Annotated in this window: 12 protein-coding genes; 4 read left to right on the forward strand and 8 right to left on the reverse strand. The window is 69.0% G+C overall.

Annotated elements, in window-relative coordinates; translation table 11 throughout:
* Positions 1-63 precede the first annotated feature (63 nt).
* Together MFF64_RS05280 and murB are read right to left on the reverse strand one after the other, a co-directional pair.
* Complete coding sequence (locus MFF64_RS05280) at positions 64-1,053, reverse strand: cell division protein FtsQ/DivIB (RefSeq protein WP_099902829.1); 990 nt, start codon at positions 1,051-1,053, stop codon at positions 64-66.
* Positions 1,054-1,561: 508 nt separating this feature from the next.
* Positions 1,562-2,479, reverse strand: coding sequence for a UDP-N-acetylmuramate dehydrogenase (murB, locus tag MFF64_RS05285; protein ID WP_099902826.1), 918 nt, complete (start codon positions 2,477-2,479; stop codon positions 1,562-1,564).
* 74 nt (positions 2,480-2,553) lie between these two features.
* On the opposite strand from murB, the gene MFF64_RS05290 reads away from it, so the two are divergent.
* Both MFF64_RS05290 and MFF64_RS05295 read left to right on the forward strand, forming a co-directional pair.
* Complete coding sequence (locus MFF64_RS05290; RefSeq protein WP_238189966.1) at positions 2,554-2,808, forward strand: type II toxin-antitoxin system RelE family toxin; 255 nt, start codon at positions 2,554-2,556, stop codon at positions 2,806-2,808.
* 10 nt (positions 2,809-2,818) lie between these two features.
* Positions 2,819-3,202 (forward strand): helix-turn-helix transcriptional regulator, encoded by a 384-nt coding sequence (locus tag MFF64_RS05295; protein WP_099907878.1) that lies wholly within the window; start codon positions 2,819-2,821, stop codon positions 3,200-3,202.
* Positions 3,203-3,212: 10 nt separating this feature from the next.
* On the opposite strand, the gene murC is transcribed toward MFF64_RS05295, so the two are convergent.
* The 6 genes from murC to MFF64_RS05325 form a co-directional block, all read right to left on the reverse strand.
* Positions 3,213-4,628, reverse strand: coding sequence for a UDP-N-acetylmuramate--L-alanine ligase (murC, locus tag MFF64_RS05300; protein WP_099907875.1), 1,416 nt, complete (start codon positions 4,626-4,628; stop codon positions 3,213-3,215).
* A 73-nt stretch (positions 4,629-4,701) separates the two neighbouring features.
* Entirely contained in the window at positions 4,702-5,817 is a 1,116-nt protein-coding gene (locus MFF64_RS05305; protein ID WP_099907873.1) for a UDP-N-acetylglucosamine--N-acetylmuramyl-(pentapeptide) pyrophosphoryl-undecaprenol N-acetylglucosamine transferase, read from the reverse strand.
* 107 nt (positions 5,818-5,924) lie between these two features.
* The gene (locus MFF64_RS05310) at positions 5,925-7,064 is read right to left on the reverse strand and encodes an FtsW/RodA/SpoVE family cell cycle protein (protein ID WP_099907871.1); all 1,140 of its coding nucleotides are present in this window, start codon (positions 7,062-7,064) and stop codon (positions 5,925-5,927) included.
* A gap of 153 nt (positions 7,065-7,217) precedes the next feature.
* A complete protein-coding gene (locus tag MFF64_RS05315) occupies positions 7,218-7,460 on the reverse strand; it encodes a hypothetical protein (protein WP_099907869.1) in 243 nt (80 codons plus the stop codon).
* A 422-nt stretch (positions 7,461-7,882) separates the two neighbouring features.
* On the reverse strand, positions 7,883-8,317 hold the full coding sequence (locus tag MFF64_RS05320; protein WP_133123718.1) for a hypothetical protein: 435 nt from the start codon (positions 8,315-8,317) through the stop codon (positions 7,883-7,885).
* A gap of 280 nt (positions 8,318-8,597) precedes the next feature.
* Positions 8,598-9,224, reverse strand: coding sequence for a ParB-like protein (locus MFF64_RS05325; RefSeq protein WP_099907880.1), 627 nt, complete (start codon positions 9,222-9,224; stop codon positions 8,598-8,600).
* 541 nt (positions 9,225-9,765) lie between these two features.
* Between MFF64_RS05325 and MFF64_RS05330 the strand changes: the two genes are divergently transcribed.
* Together MFF64_RS05330 and MFF64_RS05335 are read left to right on the forward strand one after the other, a co-directional pair.
* The gene (locus MFF64_RS05330) at positions 9,766-11,079 is read left to right on the forward strand and encodes an efflux RND transporter periplasmic adaptor subunit (RefSeq protein WP_099907867.1); all 1,314 of its coding nucleotides are present in this window, start codon (positions 9,766-9,768) and stop codon (positions 11,077-11,079) included.
* A 70-nt stretch (positions 11,080-11,149) separates the two neighbouring features.
* Positions 11,150-14,287, forward strand: a complete 3,138-nt coding sequence (locus MFF64_RS05335; RefSeq protein ID WP_099907865.1) for an efflux RND transporter permease subunit — start codon at positions 11,150-11,152, stop codon at positions 14,285-14,287.
* Positions 14,288-14,343: the final 56 nt, after the last annotated feature.

Below are 14,343 nucleotides of genomic sequence, written 5' to 3' on the forward strand. Positions count from 1 at the left end.
GGCTGCCGGAACCGGCAGGAGTGGATCCGGGAAGACCGGCGGGCGTCACGTCTCGCGCGCGGGTCATGTCTCGGTTCCCTTCGGTTTCTTCTGCTTCTTCTGGGCCTCCAGGCGCGCCGCCGCGCCCTCCTCGGTCAGCCGCACCACCACCCGGTCGGGCAGCCGCAGGTCGACCGCGATGATGTCCTTCTCGAGCACGCTCGACTCGGCCTCGAGCTTGACGAGGCGGGCCACCGCCTCGCGGGCGCCGGCCTCGGGCAGGCGCACGTCGATGCCGTCGAGCTTGAGGGTCCAGCGCCGGCCCGAGACCAGGGTGCCGGCCCGGATCCGGTCCTTGAGCGGGCCCGCCGCCTCGAGGAGTGCGAGGTATTCCTTGGTGCGCAGGTTCGCCTCGTCGCCCACCACCAATGGCAGGTTGGCGAAGCGGCCGTCGCGCATCTGGTCGATGACCGTGCCGTCGGCGGCGATCACGGCGATCTCGCCGTTGCGCTGCCACAGGGCGCTCGGCTCGCGCTCGGTGAGCGTGATCAGGAGCTCGCGCGGGTAGATCTTGCGCACCGAGACCGCGCCGATCAGCGGCACGGTGGACAGGCGGTCGCGCACGTCGACCACGCTGAGAAGGGGCAGCGAGTTGCGCTGGTCGATGCCGGCGGCCTTCAGGATCTCGGCCGAGTGCAGCTGCACCAGCCCCGAGATCGTGACCTTGTCGAGGCCGAAGCCGAGGGCGCGGGCCGCCATGTCGAAGGGCGTGCCGTAGCGGGCCGAGACCTCGGCATAGCCGCCGCCGGACACGAAGCCCGCCGCGGCGACGAGGCCGAAGAACCCGAAGGCCAGGCCCATCCCGAGATGGCGCGGCATCCGCCGCTCGATCGGCACCGCCACCGAGGCGCGGCGTGGGCGCAGGAACCGCGGCAGGACGCGGGCCAAACGCGAATCGCGCGACGGACCGCCCCGGGCCGGCGCCGTCCCCGGCGGGGGAGCGGGCATGCCGGCCTCCGCACCGGCATAGCCGGCGGCGGTCAGCGGCTCAGGGAAGCGTCCACCACCATCCATGGGGCGAGTTCACCGAAAACGATACCCGACACGGGCTGCGATCTCCGGCGCAGGGGCGGTCTTGAGTCGTCCGGGGCTTCGCTGCGCCGGCCCGCCGCACCACCGGCACACCGGCCGCCGGGGCCGGTATGTCGTCGTCGCGAGAGGTCGGCACGGCTCACGCCCGGCATCCAAGTGCTTGATGCGCCGTTAACGCCAACTCTCGAACTCGCTGGTAAATATCCGGTAAAATTTTCGGTCCGCGCACAGGGATCGCGCGCCCCGGGCGGCCCCCGTCGCCGGGGTGCCACGCCCCGGCGACGGCCCGGATCCGGGTCAGGCCGCCGGTCGGACCGGCGCCGGGAAGTGACGCTCCTTCAAGGTCTTACATCCCGATCCGTGAGGCCGTTCACCGGGATCGAGAGCCGTCCCGGCGGGGGCGGGGCGCCCCGCGACGGGGCGAACCTGCGACGGCGCATATGGTTACCATCCGGGCCCCGCGGCGGCGGTCGCCCGGGTGATTCGCGAATCAGCGCGTGGCGACGCCGATGCGCTTGATCTCCCAGTGCAGATCGATGCCGGAGGTCTCGCGGACCCGCGCCCGCACCTCCTCGCCCAGGCCCTCGATGTCCGCGGCGGTGGCGCCGCCGCGGTTGATCAGGAAGTTGCAGTGCATCTCCGAGACCTGGGCGCCGCCGCGGGTCAGCCCGCGGCAGCCGGCGGCATCGACGAGCTGCCAGGCCTTGCCCCCGTCCGGGTTCTTGAAGGTCGAGCCGCCGGTGCGCTCGCGGATCGGCTGCGCCGCCTCCCGCGCCGCGGTGACCCGGTCCATCTCGGCCTCGATCGCCGCGCGGTCGCCGGGCCGTCCGCGGTAGGTCGCCTGGGTGAAGATCAGGTCGGCCGGCGCCGAGCAGTGGCGATAGGCGAAACCCATGTCAGCATGGGACAGGACGTGCAGGGCGCCGGAGCGGTCGATGGCCCGGGCCTCGACCAGCACGTCGGTGGTCTCGCCGCCATGCGCGCCGGCATTCATCCTGAGCGCCCCGCCGACCGAGCCCGGGATGCCGCGGTAGAAGGCGAGGCCGTCGAGGCCGGCCTCCGCCGCGGCGCGGGCGAGCTTCATGTCGGGCACGGCGGTGCCGGCCCGGATCGTCTCGCCCTCGATCGTGACCGACCCGAAGGCCTTGCCGCCGAGGCGGATGACGAGCCCCGGCACGCCGCCGTCGCGCACGATCAGGTTCGAGCCGAGCCCGATCACCGTCACGGGCACCTCGGGCGGCAGGGCCGAGAGAGCGGCGGCGAGGTCCTCCTCGTCGGCCGGCGTGAACAGCACGTCGGCCGGCCCCCCGACCCGGAACCAGGTCAGGTCGGCCAGCGGATGGTCGGGCAGGAGGCGGCCGCGCAAGGCGGCGGGTTCCAGGGCGGCGAGGATGGCGGCGGAGGTCATGGTGCGGTTCCGGCTCGACGCGCGGGGGCGGAGCGCTCTAGAGTTGACGCAAGGGCATTCGGAGGCCGGCGCGGTTGGCCAGGACGGTCGTCTACACGCGAAAGGCGGCGCGGGCCCTCGCCCGGATGCCGGCCGATGCCGAGGCGCTGATCCGGGCGAAACTCGACCAGGTCGCCCGGGACCCCGCGTCGCTCGCCAACAACATCCGGGCGATGAGGGGCGTGCCGGGCTACCGGCTGCGGGTTGGGGATTGGCGCGCCCTCTTCACGAGCGAGGACGCAACGATCATTGTGCACGATGTCGAGCCGCGCGGGTCGGTCTACGAGTAGGGGACAGGGCATGACCATCGTCCGCACCAGGACGCCCGCCGGCGAGGCGATCGTGATCCTGCCGGAGGCGGAGTTCGAGCGGCTGCGCGACCTCGCCGAGGAGGCCACGGATGCCCGGACCCTCGCCGCCGCCCTCGCGCGCCTGCAGGGCGGCGAGGAGGAGCTTTTGAGCGGGGGCGACCTCGATGCCTTGCGGGCCGCGCCGACCCCCCTCGCTTTCTGGCGCGGCAAGCGGGGCTTGAGCGCGGCGGATCTCGCCCGGCAGGCGGGCGTGCCGGAGGAGCGCTTCAGCGCAGTCGAGCGCGGCGAGAGCATCGGCGACGTCCAGCTCTACCGGCAGGTCGCCCGGGCGCTCGGGATCGAGATCGAGGATCTCGTCCCGGACGCGTCGTGAGGGCGGCGGCTCACGCCGCCTTCTCACCGAGGGAGGCGAGCTCGCCCGGCAGGGCGTAGGCCCACTGGGTGATGTTGCCGGCGCCGAGACACACCACGTAGTCGCCCGGGCCGGCGAGCCCGCCGACGATGCCGGCGAGGTCCTCCGTGCGCTCCAGCGCGATGGCGTTGCGGTGGCCGCGGGAGGTCAGGCCCGCCACCAGGGCGTCGCGATCGATGCCCTCGATCGGCGCCTCGCCGGCCGCATAGACGGGGGCGACGATCACCGTGTCGGCATCGTTGAAGCACGTGCAGAAATCGTCGAACAGCGAGGCGAGGCGGGAGTAGCGGTGGGGCTGCACCACCGCGATCACGCAGCCGTCGGTCGAGGCGCGGGCGGCCTTGAGCACCGCCCGGATCTCGACCGGGTGGTGGCCGTAATCGTCGAAGATCTGGACGCCGTTCCACTCGCCGGTGCGGGTGAAGCGCCGCTTGACGCCGCCGAAATTCGCCAGCGCCTTGCGGATCGCCTCCGGCGACACGCCGAGCTCGTGGGCCACGGCCAGAGCCGCGGTGGCGTTGAGGGCGTTGTGCTTGCCGGGCATCGGCAGGACGAGATCCTCCATCTCCATCCGGAAGCCGGGGCGGCGGTCGCGGATCATCACCCGGAACCGGCTCTGGCCGCCCTTCAGGTCGACGTCGATCAGGCGCACGTCGGCCTGCGGGTTCTCGCCGTAGGTGACGATGCGCCGGTCCTCGATGCGCCCGACGAGGTCCTGCACCGTCGGGTGGTCGATGCACATCACCGCGAAGCCGTAGAACGGGATGTTGTCGATGAAGGCGCGGAAGGCGTCCTTGATCGCGTCGAACGAGCCGAAATGGTCGAGATGCTCGGGGTCGATGTTGGTGACGATGGCGATGTCGGCCGGCAGCTTCAGGAAGGTGCCGTCGGACTCGTCGGCCTCGACCACCATCCAGTCGCCCTCGCCCATGCGGGCATTGGTGCCGTAGGCGTTGATGATGCCGCCGTTGATGACCGTCGGATCGAGCCCGCCGGCATCGAGCAGGGTGGCGACGAGCGAGGTCGTGGTGGTCTTGCCGTGGGTGCCGGCCACCGCGACGCAGGACTTGAAGCGCATCAGCTCGGCCAGCATCTCGGCCCGGCGCACCACCGGCAGGCGGCGCTCGCGGGCGGAGACCAGCTCCGGGTTGTCGCGGCGGATCGCGGTCGAGACCACCACCAGGGCGGCATCGGCGAGGTTCTCGGCCCGGTGGCCCACGAAGGTGCGGATGCCCTTCTCTGACAGGCGGCGGACATTGGCGTTGTCGGAGGCGTCCGAGCCCTGCACCGTGTAGCCGAGATTGTGCATCACCTCGGCGATGCCGGACATGCCGATGCCGCCGATGCCGATGAAGTGGATGGGTCCGAGCTTGTTCGGCAGCTTCATGGAGTCGGGGTCCTTACGATCTTCTTGTTCGATGGGCGGCCGCTAGCGGGCCGACATTGTTTGTTGGCGGCCGCTAGCGGGCCGCTTGGGCGGTCTCAACCACCAAGGCGGCGAGGCGCTCGGCGGCATCGGGCAGGCCGGCCCCCTTGGCGGCGGCCGCCGCCGCGGCGAGCCGGTCGGGATCGCCGAGCAGCGCGCCGAGATCGGCGGCCAGCCGCTCAGGGGTGAAGTCCGTTTGTGGTCTGGGAAAGGCGGCGCCGATTCGCCCCAGCACCGCGGCGTTCGCCGCCTGGTCCTGGTCGAGGGCGCCGGGCAGCGGCACCAGGATGGCCGGGCGGCCGATCACCGCCAGCTCCGCCACCGTCGAGGCGCCCGAGCGCGCCACGACGAGGTGGGACGCGGCCATCTTGGCCGGCAGGTCCTTGAAGAACGGCGCCGCCGTGAAGGCGGCGAGCCCCGCGCCCTCGTAGAGCGTCTGCACCCGGGCCAGATCCTCGGCCCTGGCCTGCTGGATCACCGTGAGGCGGGCGCGCAAGTCGGCGGGCAGGCGCACGACGGCATCGGGCACCACGTCGCTCATCACACGGGCGCCCTGGCTGCCGCCGAAGGCGAGGAGCTGGAGCGGGGCATCGGGGCCCACGCCCGGATAGGGCATCTCGGCCGCCGCCAGCACCGCCGGGCGGACCGGATTGCCGGTATGGACGCGGCGGGCCGTCGCCTTGACGGGCACGCCGCGCACCTCGGGAAAGCCCGTGGCGATCACGGTGGCGCCGCGGGCGAGGAAGCCGTTGGCCCGGCCCATGACGGCGTTCTGCTCGTGCAGCAGGGTCGGCACCCGCAGCATCTGGGCGGCGAGCAGCGGCGGCACGGTCGGATAGCCGCCGAAGCCGACCACCACCGCCGGGTTGAGGCGGCGCACCTCGCGGAGCGCCGCCGCGAAGCCGCGCCCGAGGGTCGCGAGGGCAGTGACGCGCCGCAAGGGCGAGCGCCCGCTCGACGGCGTGGCGGAGGGGACCGCCACGATCTCCGAGGCCGGGAACTCGCCCGAGAGCGCCGCGACCCGGCTGTCGGTGGCGAGCACCACCCGGATGCCGCGCTCGCGCAGGCGCAACGCCAGGGCCTCGGCCGGGAACAGGTGGCCGCCGGTGCCGCCGGCGGCGAGCAGGACGAGGGGCTGGGCGACGGTCATCGGGCGGCCGGTTTGCGGGGGCTGAGCATGCGGTCTCCGGTCAAGGATCGGCGTCGAGGGGCCCCATGTGTCACGGTGGGACCCCGCGGTCACCCCCTCGGGCGTTTTCAGTGCGCCGAGCCCTCGTCGCGGTTGAGGAGCGTCGTGCGCGGCCGGCGCCGCGTGAGGGCGACGAGGAAGCCCATCCCGAGGGCGAGCGAGATCAGCGACGAGCCACCGTAGGAGATGAACGGCAGGGTCATGCCCTTGGCGGGCATCATCCGGGTGTTCACCGCCATGTTGATGCAGGCCTGGAGGCCGAAGAGTGCGGTGAGGCCGGTGATGGCCAGGCGGCAGAAGATGTCGTCGCTGCGCCGCGCCAGCATCAGGCCGCGCATCACGATGAAGGCGAACAGGAGCACGATGCCGATGCAGACGATAACGCCGAATTCCTCGCCCGCCACCGAGAAGATGAAGTCGGTATGGGCGTCCGGCAGGTGGCGCTTGGCGACGCCCTCGCCCGGGCCTGTGCCGAACCAGCCGCCGGAATTGAACGATTCCTGCGACCAGAAGGTCTGGAAGTTGTCGCCCGATTCCTTGTCCATGAAGCGGGTGATGCGGGCCCGCACGTGCGGCAGGAACTCGTAGGCCGCCGCGACGCCGATCAGGCCGAGCCCGCCGAGGCCGCCGACCCAGAGCCAGTGCAGCCCGGCCACGAACACCATGCAGCACCACACCATGGTGACCAGCATGGTCTGGCCGAAATCCGGTTGCAGGATGAGGGGCACGATGGTCATCGGCAGGAGCAGCACCGCGAGCGTGCCGCCCGGCATGTCGCGCCGGCGCGCGCCCTCCGCGAAGGCCCAGGCGGCCAGGATCACGAAGGCGGGCTTGACGAACTCGGAGGGCTGGACGCCGATCGGGCCGAACTGGATCCAGCGATGCGCGCCCTTGATCTCGGGCCCGTACTTGGTGGCCGCGATGCACAAAGCGATGCCGAGCCCGTAGGTGACGAGCGCCATGCGCCGGATGTGGCGCAGGGACAGGAACGACACCGCCAGGATCAGGGCGATCGTCGGCAGCAGGTACATCACCTGCCGGTTGAGGAAGTGGAAGGTCGGCAGGCCGAGGCGCTCGGCCACCGGCGGGCCACCGGCCATCAGGAAGACCAGGCCGGCCGTCATCAGCACGCCGAGGCCGGCGAGCAGTGCCCGGTCGACGGTCCACCACCAGTCGCCGAGATGCGAGCGTTCCGCGCGGGACATCATGGCTTGCAGGGCCCCTCGTTCACCATGCGCGACCATCGGACGGAATGGTAAACCGAGTGTTGCCGCGCCGCCGCAGCGAAGCGGATCGTCGTGGCGCAGCCGCGGTGTCCTCGATTGGCCCTGGCAGGTCAGCCTTGCTTCGTCAGCGCCTGGTCAGCCTTGGAACATGCCGTGCGGCGCCAGCTCGAAATGCCGGGCGTACTCCTCCTCCAGGGTCTCCCAGGGCATCAGCATCACCCCGTGCAGCGGTGCCGCGCCGGCCGTGAGGGCACCGAAGCGCTGCAGGATCAGGGCGAGCTCGTAGGCCGTGATGTCGGGCTGAGGGGTGAACTTGTAGAAGTGGGTCTCGTTGTCGACCGGATCGGCACCCATGCTCTTCAGCAGCGAGTCGAACATGACGGAGGTCCCCCGTACCGGCGCGACGCGCCTCGCGCCGAACCGAAGGCTAGGCCGGATGGCGGCCTGCGGCAAATGAACTTGATGGGAGTGGACCGCTCTTGACCACGGGCCACACGGCACACGTTCGATACGCTCTACCGCATGAGAGGCATCGCGGTGGTGACATCCGTGACGAAGGGGTCCCGTAGCTCTCAGAGCCGTGCGCGAGAGGATGTCGCTGTTATCCGGCGCAGTGATCATTTCTTCAAAAATACAATCCTCGGCAATCTCATCGAAGGCGCCACCTCCACGCCCAGCGAATCCTTTGACACGCGCTCTCCTTAGGCCGATATGTGAATTCGAGTGGCATGAGGAGCAGGCCGGCTTCACGGACGACTTTGTCGACAGCGGACGGCGGTTCAGTCTGATATTTCCTATTGTTATGCCTTGATGCGGGTTGGCAGCTCAGGCAAACTCTCTTTTGTCAGAGATGGGTTATGTCCGAGAGCTCCTGCCAAGTATCCTTTTCTACCAGCCCCAGATGTCTGCTCCCAAATCATGATGTGTTCACCGGCAATGGTATTAACTTCATATTCAATATCTCTTAATCTTTTTGATAATTTTACCATTTGTGTGATATTAACTTTTGTATATATTATAACACCGCACGCAATCAATACAAAGGCTAGTATTGTTCTCATATCGAATGATTGCTGCAGAAGCCAAGTTAACAAGGCAATGATAGCCGCACCGATCTGGAAACCATAACCGGTGCGGCTCAAAAGCTCGGATCTCAGGGATGAATATTCCGATAGAAGAATAGATAATTTTTCTTTGCTTGTAATTTCATTCATAGGGCTGAGCACCTGCATCATTTAGCAAATGATATCAGTCACTTGGCTTGTTATAACTAACGCACTGTCCAGGATTTCCGCCTGCCAAACTCTGGCATACCACGTACAATCACAAGCACCAAGATTTTGTTACGCGGCCGGGACTTCAAACGGGTCCGCTAACCCAACGAAATCCGGCAACCCCTGCGCACACCGAACCGGAACAGGTAGAAGCCAGCGCTAAACCAGCACTGTGCATACCGCGGGAACTGCGATTGGCGCTTGATCACACTCCGAGGCGATTTGCTTCGACACGGAGCGCTCAATCCTCGTGCGGCCCGCTCCAGCCCGGCAGGTACAAAGCCGCCTTGGAGCGGGCGAGCGCAAGGGCCTCCTCCATCGCGTCGGAGAAATCCTGCTTCACGTCCTTGCGCTTGATGTGCCGGCGCAGGAAGTCGGCCCACAGGAACTCGCTGAACGGCGTCGTGTCCTTGGCGAAACCTCCGGCACGGCGCAACTCGCCGGCGAGGCTGCGGAAGGGGTCGTCGGCCAGGTCCTCGATGCGCTTGGGCAGGTCGCCGACATCCCGGCGCACGCCGTCCGCATCGTAGGGGTGGACCCAGGCGCGGTGGTCGGCCACGACCCAGAACGCATCCTTGTCGAGGTGGTGCAGGTCGGCCACCACGGTGGTGAACACCCTCGCAACCCCCTCCTCCTGCAGCGCGCGGGCGAGGTGGTGGTGATCGATGACGTAGCGGCGCTTCTTCGGCCCGAGCAGGACCGGGATCATGTGCGAGCCGAGGAACGTCTCACGGTCCTTGTCGTCGATCTCGCGCCAGCGCCGGCGCTTGGCCTCCACCTCCCGGTAGCCGACCGTCATCTGGGTCGGGCGCAGCTCGGCGATCGGCGTGCTGTGAAGAATCGGGTCGCGGACGGAGGTGCGGGTCATCAGGCGGATCATCGGGTCGTGTTGCGCGCAGGCCTTCCGCGCCGGGATGTGAAGACTTGGTCACACCCTCCCCAAGGTCAAGGCACCGGGCCGATGCCTCACGATCTAACAAACCCGCCCGACATCGTCCGAACGGATTAATCCACACCGCTGAACATATCGTTACAAATCCTCCAAACCACTCGCATTCATGAACTTTTCCGCGCCCATCACTCGCCCTCGCGGGATCCGGAGCTATGCCCCCGCCGCGGATCGAGGCGTTCCCGGCCAACCTTGACTTGGCTTGGGTTTGCTCGCCAAGAGACGATCTCGGGGTGTCTTCCGCAAGGTGCGGCGCCCCGGCCCGGATTCTGCTTCGTCGTCCGTCCCTGTCATGGATCTGACGCTGGGACAGGGCAGGCCACCCGGCAGTTCCCGGACTCGAGGCACGGACAGGGGCCGGTCGGCCGGCCCGGGACCGCTCGGACGCCACCCTGTCGCAGGGCCGGTCGCCAGGAGATCCCGGGCCGGCCGCACCGCCCCGGCGAATGGTCGGCGCGCGATGGACACCAACACCCCTCTGACCAAGGAGCTTCTGACCTCCCGGGCACCGGCGCGGCGGCGGCGCGGCCTCGCCTGGGCCGTCACGATCCTGCTCCTCGCGGGGGCCGGCCTGGCGATCGGGTTCGTGCCCGCCCTCGCGCCCGTGCGCGAGCGCCTGGAAGAGCTTCTGGCGCAGCGTCAGGGGGTCGAGGGCCAGGCGCCGGAGGCCGGCGAGACCGTGGCGGCGCCGGTCTTCCGGCCGAGCAAGCAGCAGCGCGCGAGCTTCGGCATCGAGACCGTGCAGGCCCGGGACTTCCGGCCCGAGGGCTTCGCGGAGGGACGGATCGGCGTCAACGAGGACGACAACGTCCCGGTCTACACACCCTATGCGGGTCGGGTGACCAAGGTGATGGTCCGCGCCGGCGACCGGGTAAAGGCCAACCAGGTGCTGTTCACCCTGGAGGCTGCCGACATGGTCTCGGCCCTCAACGACTTCCAGGCGGCGACGAACGCGCTCGCCAAGAACTCGGCCCTGCTCAAGCTCAACCAGACCGTGGCGGCCCGGCTGCAGGAGCTGTTCCAGGCCAAGGCCGTGGCCCTGAAGGACTGGCAGCAGGCCCAGAACGACGTGATCGCCGCCCAGAGCGACCAGCGCTCGGCGGAGGCCGCGCTCCAGGCGGTGCGCAACCGCCTGCGCCTCCTCGGCAAGTCGGATGCCGAGATCGACGCCTTCGCGCGTAGCGGCGCGATGAGCCCCGAGACCGAGATCCGCGCGCCGATCACCGGCACCATCGTGCAGCGCAAGGTGGGCCTCGGCCAGTACCTCGCCTCCGGCAGCGACCCGGCCTTCGTCATCGGAGACCTCTCGACGGTGTGGCTCGTCGCCAACGTGCGCGAGACCGAGGTGCCGCGGATCAAGCTCGGCCAGGAGCTCGAGGCCAGCGTGATCGGCTTCCCCGGCCGGGTGTTCACGGCACGCATCAACTACATGGCGGCTGCCCTCGACCCAGCGACGCGCCGCCTGCCGGTACGGGCCGAGATCGACAATGCCGAGGGCCTGCTCAGGCCCGAGATGTTCGCGACCTTCACGATCCTGACCGGCCGCGACGAGAGCGCCCCGGCGATCCCGGCTTCCGCGATCGTCTACGAGGGCGCCCGCGCCCGGGTCTGGGTCGAGCGGCCGGACGGCGCCATCGCGTCGCGCAACGTGATCCTCGGCCTCTCCGGCGGCGGCCTCGTCCAGGTCGTGGACGGGCTCAAGGTCGGCGAGCGCGTGGTGACCCGCGGCAGCCTGTTCATCGACCGCGCCGCCTCCGGCGACAAGGCTTCCTGATTTCCGGCCTCCCGAATCCCGGCTTGCTGAAGCCCGGCCTCCTGATTCCAAACCCCGCGAGAGGGGCACCATGAACCGCCTGATCGACTTCGCCCTGCGCCAGCGGGTGCTGGTGCTGCTCCTGTTCCTGGCAATGCTCGGAGTCGGCTACGCGAGCTTCCGCGAGCTCAACATCGAGGCCTATCCGGACCCGGTGCCGCCGCTCGTCGACGTCATCACCCAGAATCCGGGCCAGTCGGCCGAGGAGATCGAGCGCTACATCACCATCCCGCTCGAGGTGCAGCTCGCCGGCATCCCGAACGCCACGGTGACGCGGACGATCTCGCTGTTCGGCCTGTCGGACGTGAAGATCCAGTTCACCTACGACTTCACCTACCAGGAGGCGCTGCAGCGAGTGCTCAACCGCCTGTCGCAGCTCGCGCCCCTGCCCAACAACGCCCAGCCGCAGATCTCGCCGACGAGCCCGATCGGCGAGATCATGCGCTACCAGGTGGCCGGCCCCCCGGGCTTCTCCGCGACCGACCTGAAGACCCTGCAGGATTGGGTGCTGCAGCGCCGCTTCAAGGCGATTCCCGGCGTCGTCGACGTGTCGGCCTTCGGCGGCAAGACCAAGGAGTTCGAGGTCGCGGTCGATCTGCGCAAGCTCCAGGCGCAGGGGCTGACCCTCGTCCAGCTCGTCACGGCTCTCAACAACTCGAGCACCAATGTCGGTGGCCAGACCCTCAATGTCGGCGAGCAATCGGCGGTGGTGCGCGGCGTCGGCCTGATCCGCGACATGGACGACATCCGCAACACCATGATCACGCAGGTGAACGGTGTGCCGGTCCTGGTGAAGGACGTGGCGGAGGTGCAGGTCAGCAACGCGCCGCGCCTCGGCATGGTCGGGCACGAGAATGACGGCGACATCGTCGAGGGCATCGTGCTGCTCAGCCGCGGCGGCCAGAGCCTGCCGACGATCCAGCGGGTCGAGGCCGAGATCCAGAAGATCAACTCCTCCGGCATCCTGCCGCCGGGGGTGCAGGTGGTGCCGCTCTACGACCGCAGCGCGCTCATCCACACCACCACCCACACGGTGATGCACAACCTCGTCTTCGGCGTGGTGCTGGTGTTCCTGGTGCAGTGGCTCTTCCTCGGCAGCCTGAAGAGCGCGATCATCGTCGCCGCCACCATCCCGTTCGCGCTCGGCTTCGCCATCGCCATCATGGTGGCGCGGGGCGAATCGGCCAACCTCCTGTCCCTCGGCGCGATCGATTTCGGCCTCATCGTCGACGCGACGGTGATCATGGTTGAGAACATCTTCCGCCACCTCGCCGAGCATAAAGGGCCGGCCCAACGCGGCAGCGGGGTCAAGCTCGGGCTGATCGCGTCGGCGGCGCGCGAGGTGAACCGGGCGATCTTCTTCTCCGCCTCGATCATCATCGTGGGCTTCCTGCCGCTCTTCACCCTGACCGGCGTCGAAGGCCACATCTTCGGGCCGATGGCGAAGACCTACGCCTACGCGCTGGTCGGCGGGCTCATCGCCACCTACACGGTCTCGCCGGCGCTCTCCGCGCTCATCCTGCCGAACCACGTCGAGGAGCGCGACACCCTCGTGGTCAAGGTGTTGCGGGCGCTGTTCCGGCCGCTCCAGGGCTTCACCCTCAACAACCGGTTCCTGACCATCCTGATGACGGTGGCGATGCTCGGCTGCACCGGGGTCGCGATGCGCACCCTCGGCCTCGAGTTCCTGCCGACGCTGGAGGAGGGCAACCTCTACATCCGCGGCACGATGCCGGCCTCGATCTCGCTCGAGGCGGGCAACCCTTACGTCGAGCGGATGCGCAAGCTGATCGGCTCCTATCCGGAGGTGACCACGGTCGTCTCGCATCAGGGCCGGCCCGACGACGGCACCGACGCCACCGGCTTCTTCAACGTCGAGATCTTCGCGCCGCTCAAGCCCGCCGACCAGTGGCGGCCCGGCCTCACCAAGGAGACGCTGATCGACGAGATCTCGGGGCGCCTGCGCGAGGAGCTGCCCGGCATCGAGTTCAACTTCTCGCAATACATCCAGGACAACGTCCAGGAGGCCGCCTCCGGCGTGAAGGGCGAGAACTCGGTCAAGATCTACGGCACCGACCTCAGCGAGATCACCCGCACCGCCAACGAGGTGAAAGCGGCTTTGGCCACGGTGCCGGGGGTGACCGACCTCGCGGTGTTCACCTCGCTCGGCCAGCCGACCGTGCGCATCGATATCGACCGGGCGCGAGCCGCCCGCTACGGCCTGGCTCCCGGCGACATCGCCACCACCATCTCGGCAGCGATCGGCGGCCAGACCGCCGGCGACCTCTACGAGTACGGCAGCGACCGCCATTTCCCGATGCGGGTGCGGCTGGCGCCGGAATACCGCCGCTCGCTGGAGACGATCCGCAACATCACGGTCGGCGTGACGCCGCCGAGCGGCGGCGTGGTCCAGGTGCCGCTCTCGGAAATCGCCCGGGTCGAACTCGTCTCGGGCGCCGCCTTCATCTACCGCGAGAACCAGGAGCGCTACATCCCGGTCAAGTTCAGCGTGCGCGGGCGCGATCTCGGCGGCGCGGTGATCGAGGCGCAGAAGCGCGTCGCCGAGCAGGTCGAGCTGCCGGCCGGCTACCACCTCGAATGGGTCGGCGAGTTCAGCAACCTGCAAGGGGCGATCGCACGGCTGAAGCTCGTGGTGCCGGTGACGATCGGGCTGATCGCGCTCCTGCTCTACGTCAATTTCGCGTCGCTCACCGACACGCTGCTCACCTTGAGCGTGATCCCGATGGCGCTGATCGGCGGCATCTTCGCCCTGGTGCTCACGGCTACGCCGTTCTCGGTCTCGGCGGCGATCGGCTTCATCGCGTTGTTCGGCATCTCGACCATGGAGGGCGTGATCCTGCTCTCCTACTGCAACCAGCTGATGGACGAGGGCTGGGCCCGGGCACAGGCCATCCACCACGCCGCCGACGTGCGCATGCGCCCGGTGATGATGACCTGCGTCGCCGCCTGCGTCGGCCTGCTGCCGGCGGCCGTCTCGACTGGCATCGGCTCGCAGGTGCAGAAGCCGCTGGCGCTGGTGGTGGTGGGCGGCATCCTGCTCGCCCCGATCCTGATCCTGGTGGTGCTGCCGGTGCTGATCGCGGCCTTCTCGCGCCACCGTCCGCGGGCGCCTGTCGCCCCGGCGCGACAGCCCGAGCCGGCGGAGTGAGATAGATGCAGGCCCGACCCGACGCGCCTTCCCCCGCACCCGCCAGCATGCCCCCT

Origin of the sequence: Methylobacterium frigidaeris, assembly GCF_022179185.1 — a bacterium.
Taxonomy (GTDB): Bacteria; Pseudomonadota; Alphaproteobacteria; order Rhizobiales; family Beijerinckiaceae; genus Methylobacterium; species Methylobacterium frigidaeris.

Excerpts from the sequence above, each read along its gene's own strand:
- MFF64_RS05280 (WP_099902829.1), bottom strand. The coding sequence starts at position 1,053 with ATGGATGGTGGTGGACGCTTCCCTGAGCCGCTGACCGCCGCCGGCTAT.
- murB (WP_099902826.1), bottom strand. The coding sequence starts at position 2,479 with ATGACCTCCGCCGCCATCCTCGCCGCCCTGGAACCCGCCGCCTTGCGC.
- MFF64_RS05295 (WP_099907878.1), top strand. The coding sequence starts at position 2,819 with ATGACCATCGTCCGCACCAGGACGCCCGCCGGCGAGGCGATCGTGATC.
- murC (WP_099907875.1), bottom strand. The coding sequence starts at position 4,628 with ATGAAGCTGCCGAACAAGCTCGGACCCATCCACTTCATCGGCATCGGC.
- MFF64_RS05305 (WP_099907873.1), bottom strand. The coding sequence starts at position 5,817 with ATGACCGTCGCCCAGCCCCTCGTCCTGCTCGCCGCCGGCGGCACCGGC.
- MFF64_RS05310 (WP_099907871.1), bottom strand. The coding sequence starts at position 7,064 with ATGATGTCCCGCGCGGAACGCTCGCATCTCGGCGACTGGTGGTGGACC.
- MFF64_RS05315 (WP_099907869.1), bottom strand. The coding sequence starts at position 7,460 with ATGTTCGACTCGCTGCTGAAGAGCATGGGTGCCGATCCGGTCGACAAC.
- MFF64_RS05320 (WP_133123718.1), bottom strand. The coding sequence starts at position 8,317 with ATGATGCAGGTGCTCAGCCCTATGAATGAAATTACAAGCAAAGAAAAA.
- MFF64_RS05325 (WP_099907880.1), bottom strand. The coding sequence starts at position 9,224 with ATGACCCGCACCTCCGTCCGCGACCCGATTCTTCACAGCACGCCGATC.
- MFF64_RS05330 (WP_099907867.1), top strand. The coding sequence starts at position 9,766 with ATGGACACCAACACCCCTCTGACCAAGGAGCTTCTGACCTCCCGGGCA.
- MFF64_RS05335 (WP_099907865.1), top strand. The coding sequence starts at position 11,150 with ATGAACCGCCTGATCGACTTCGCCCTGCGCCAGCGGGTGCTGGTGCTG.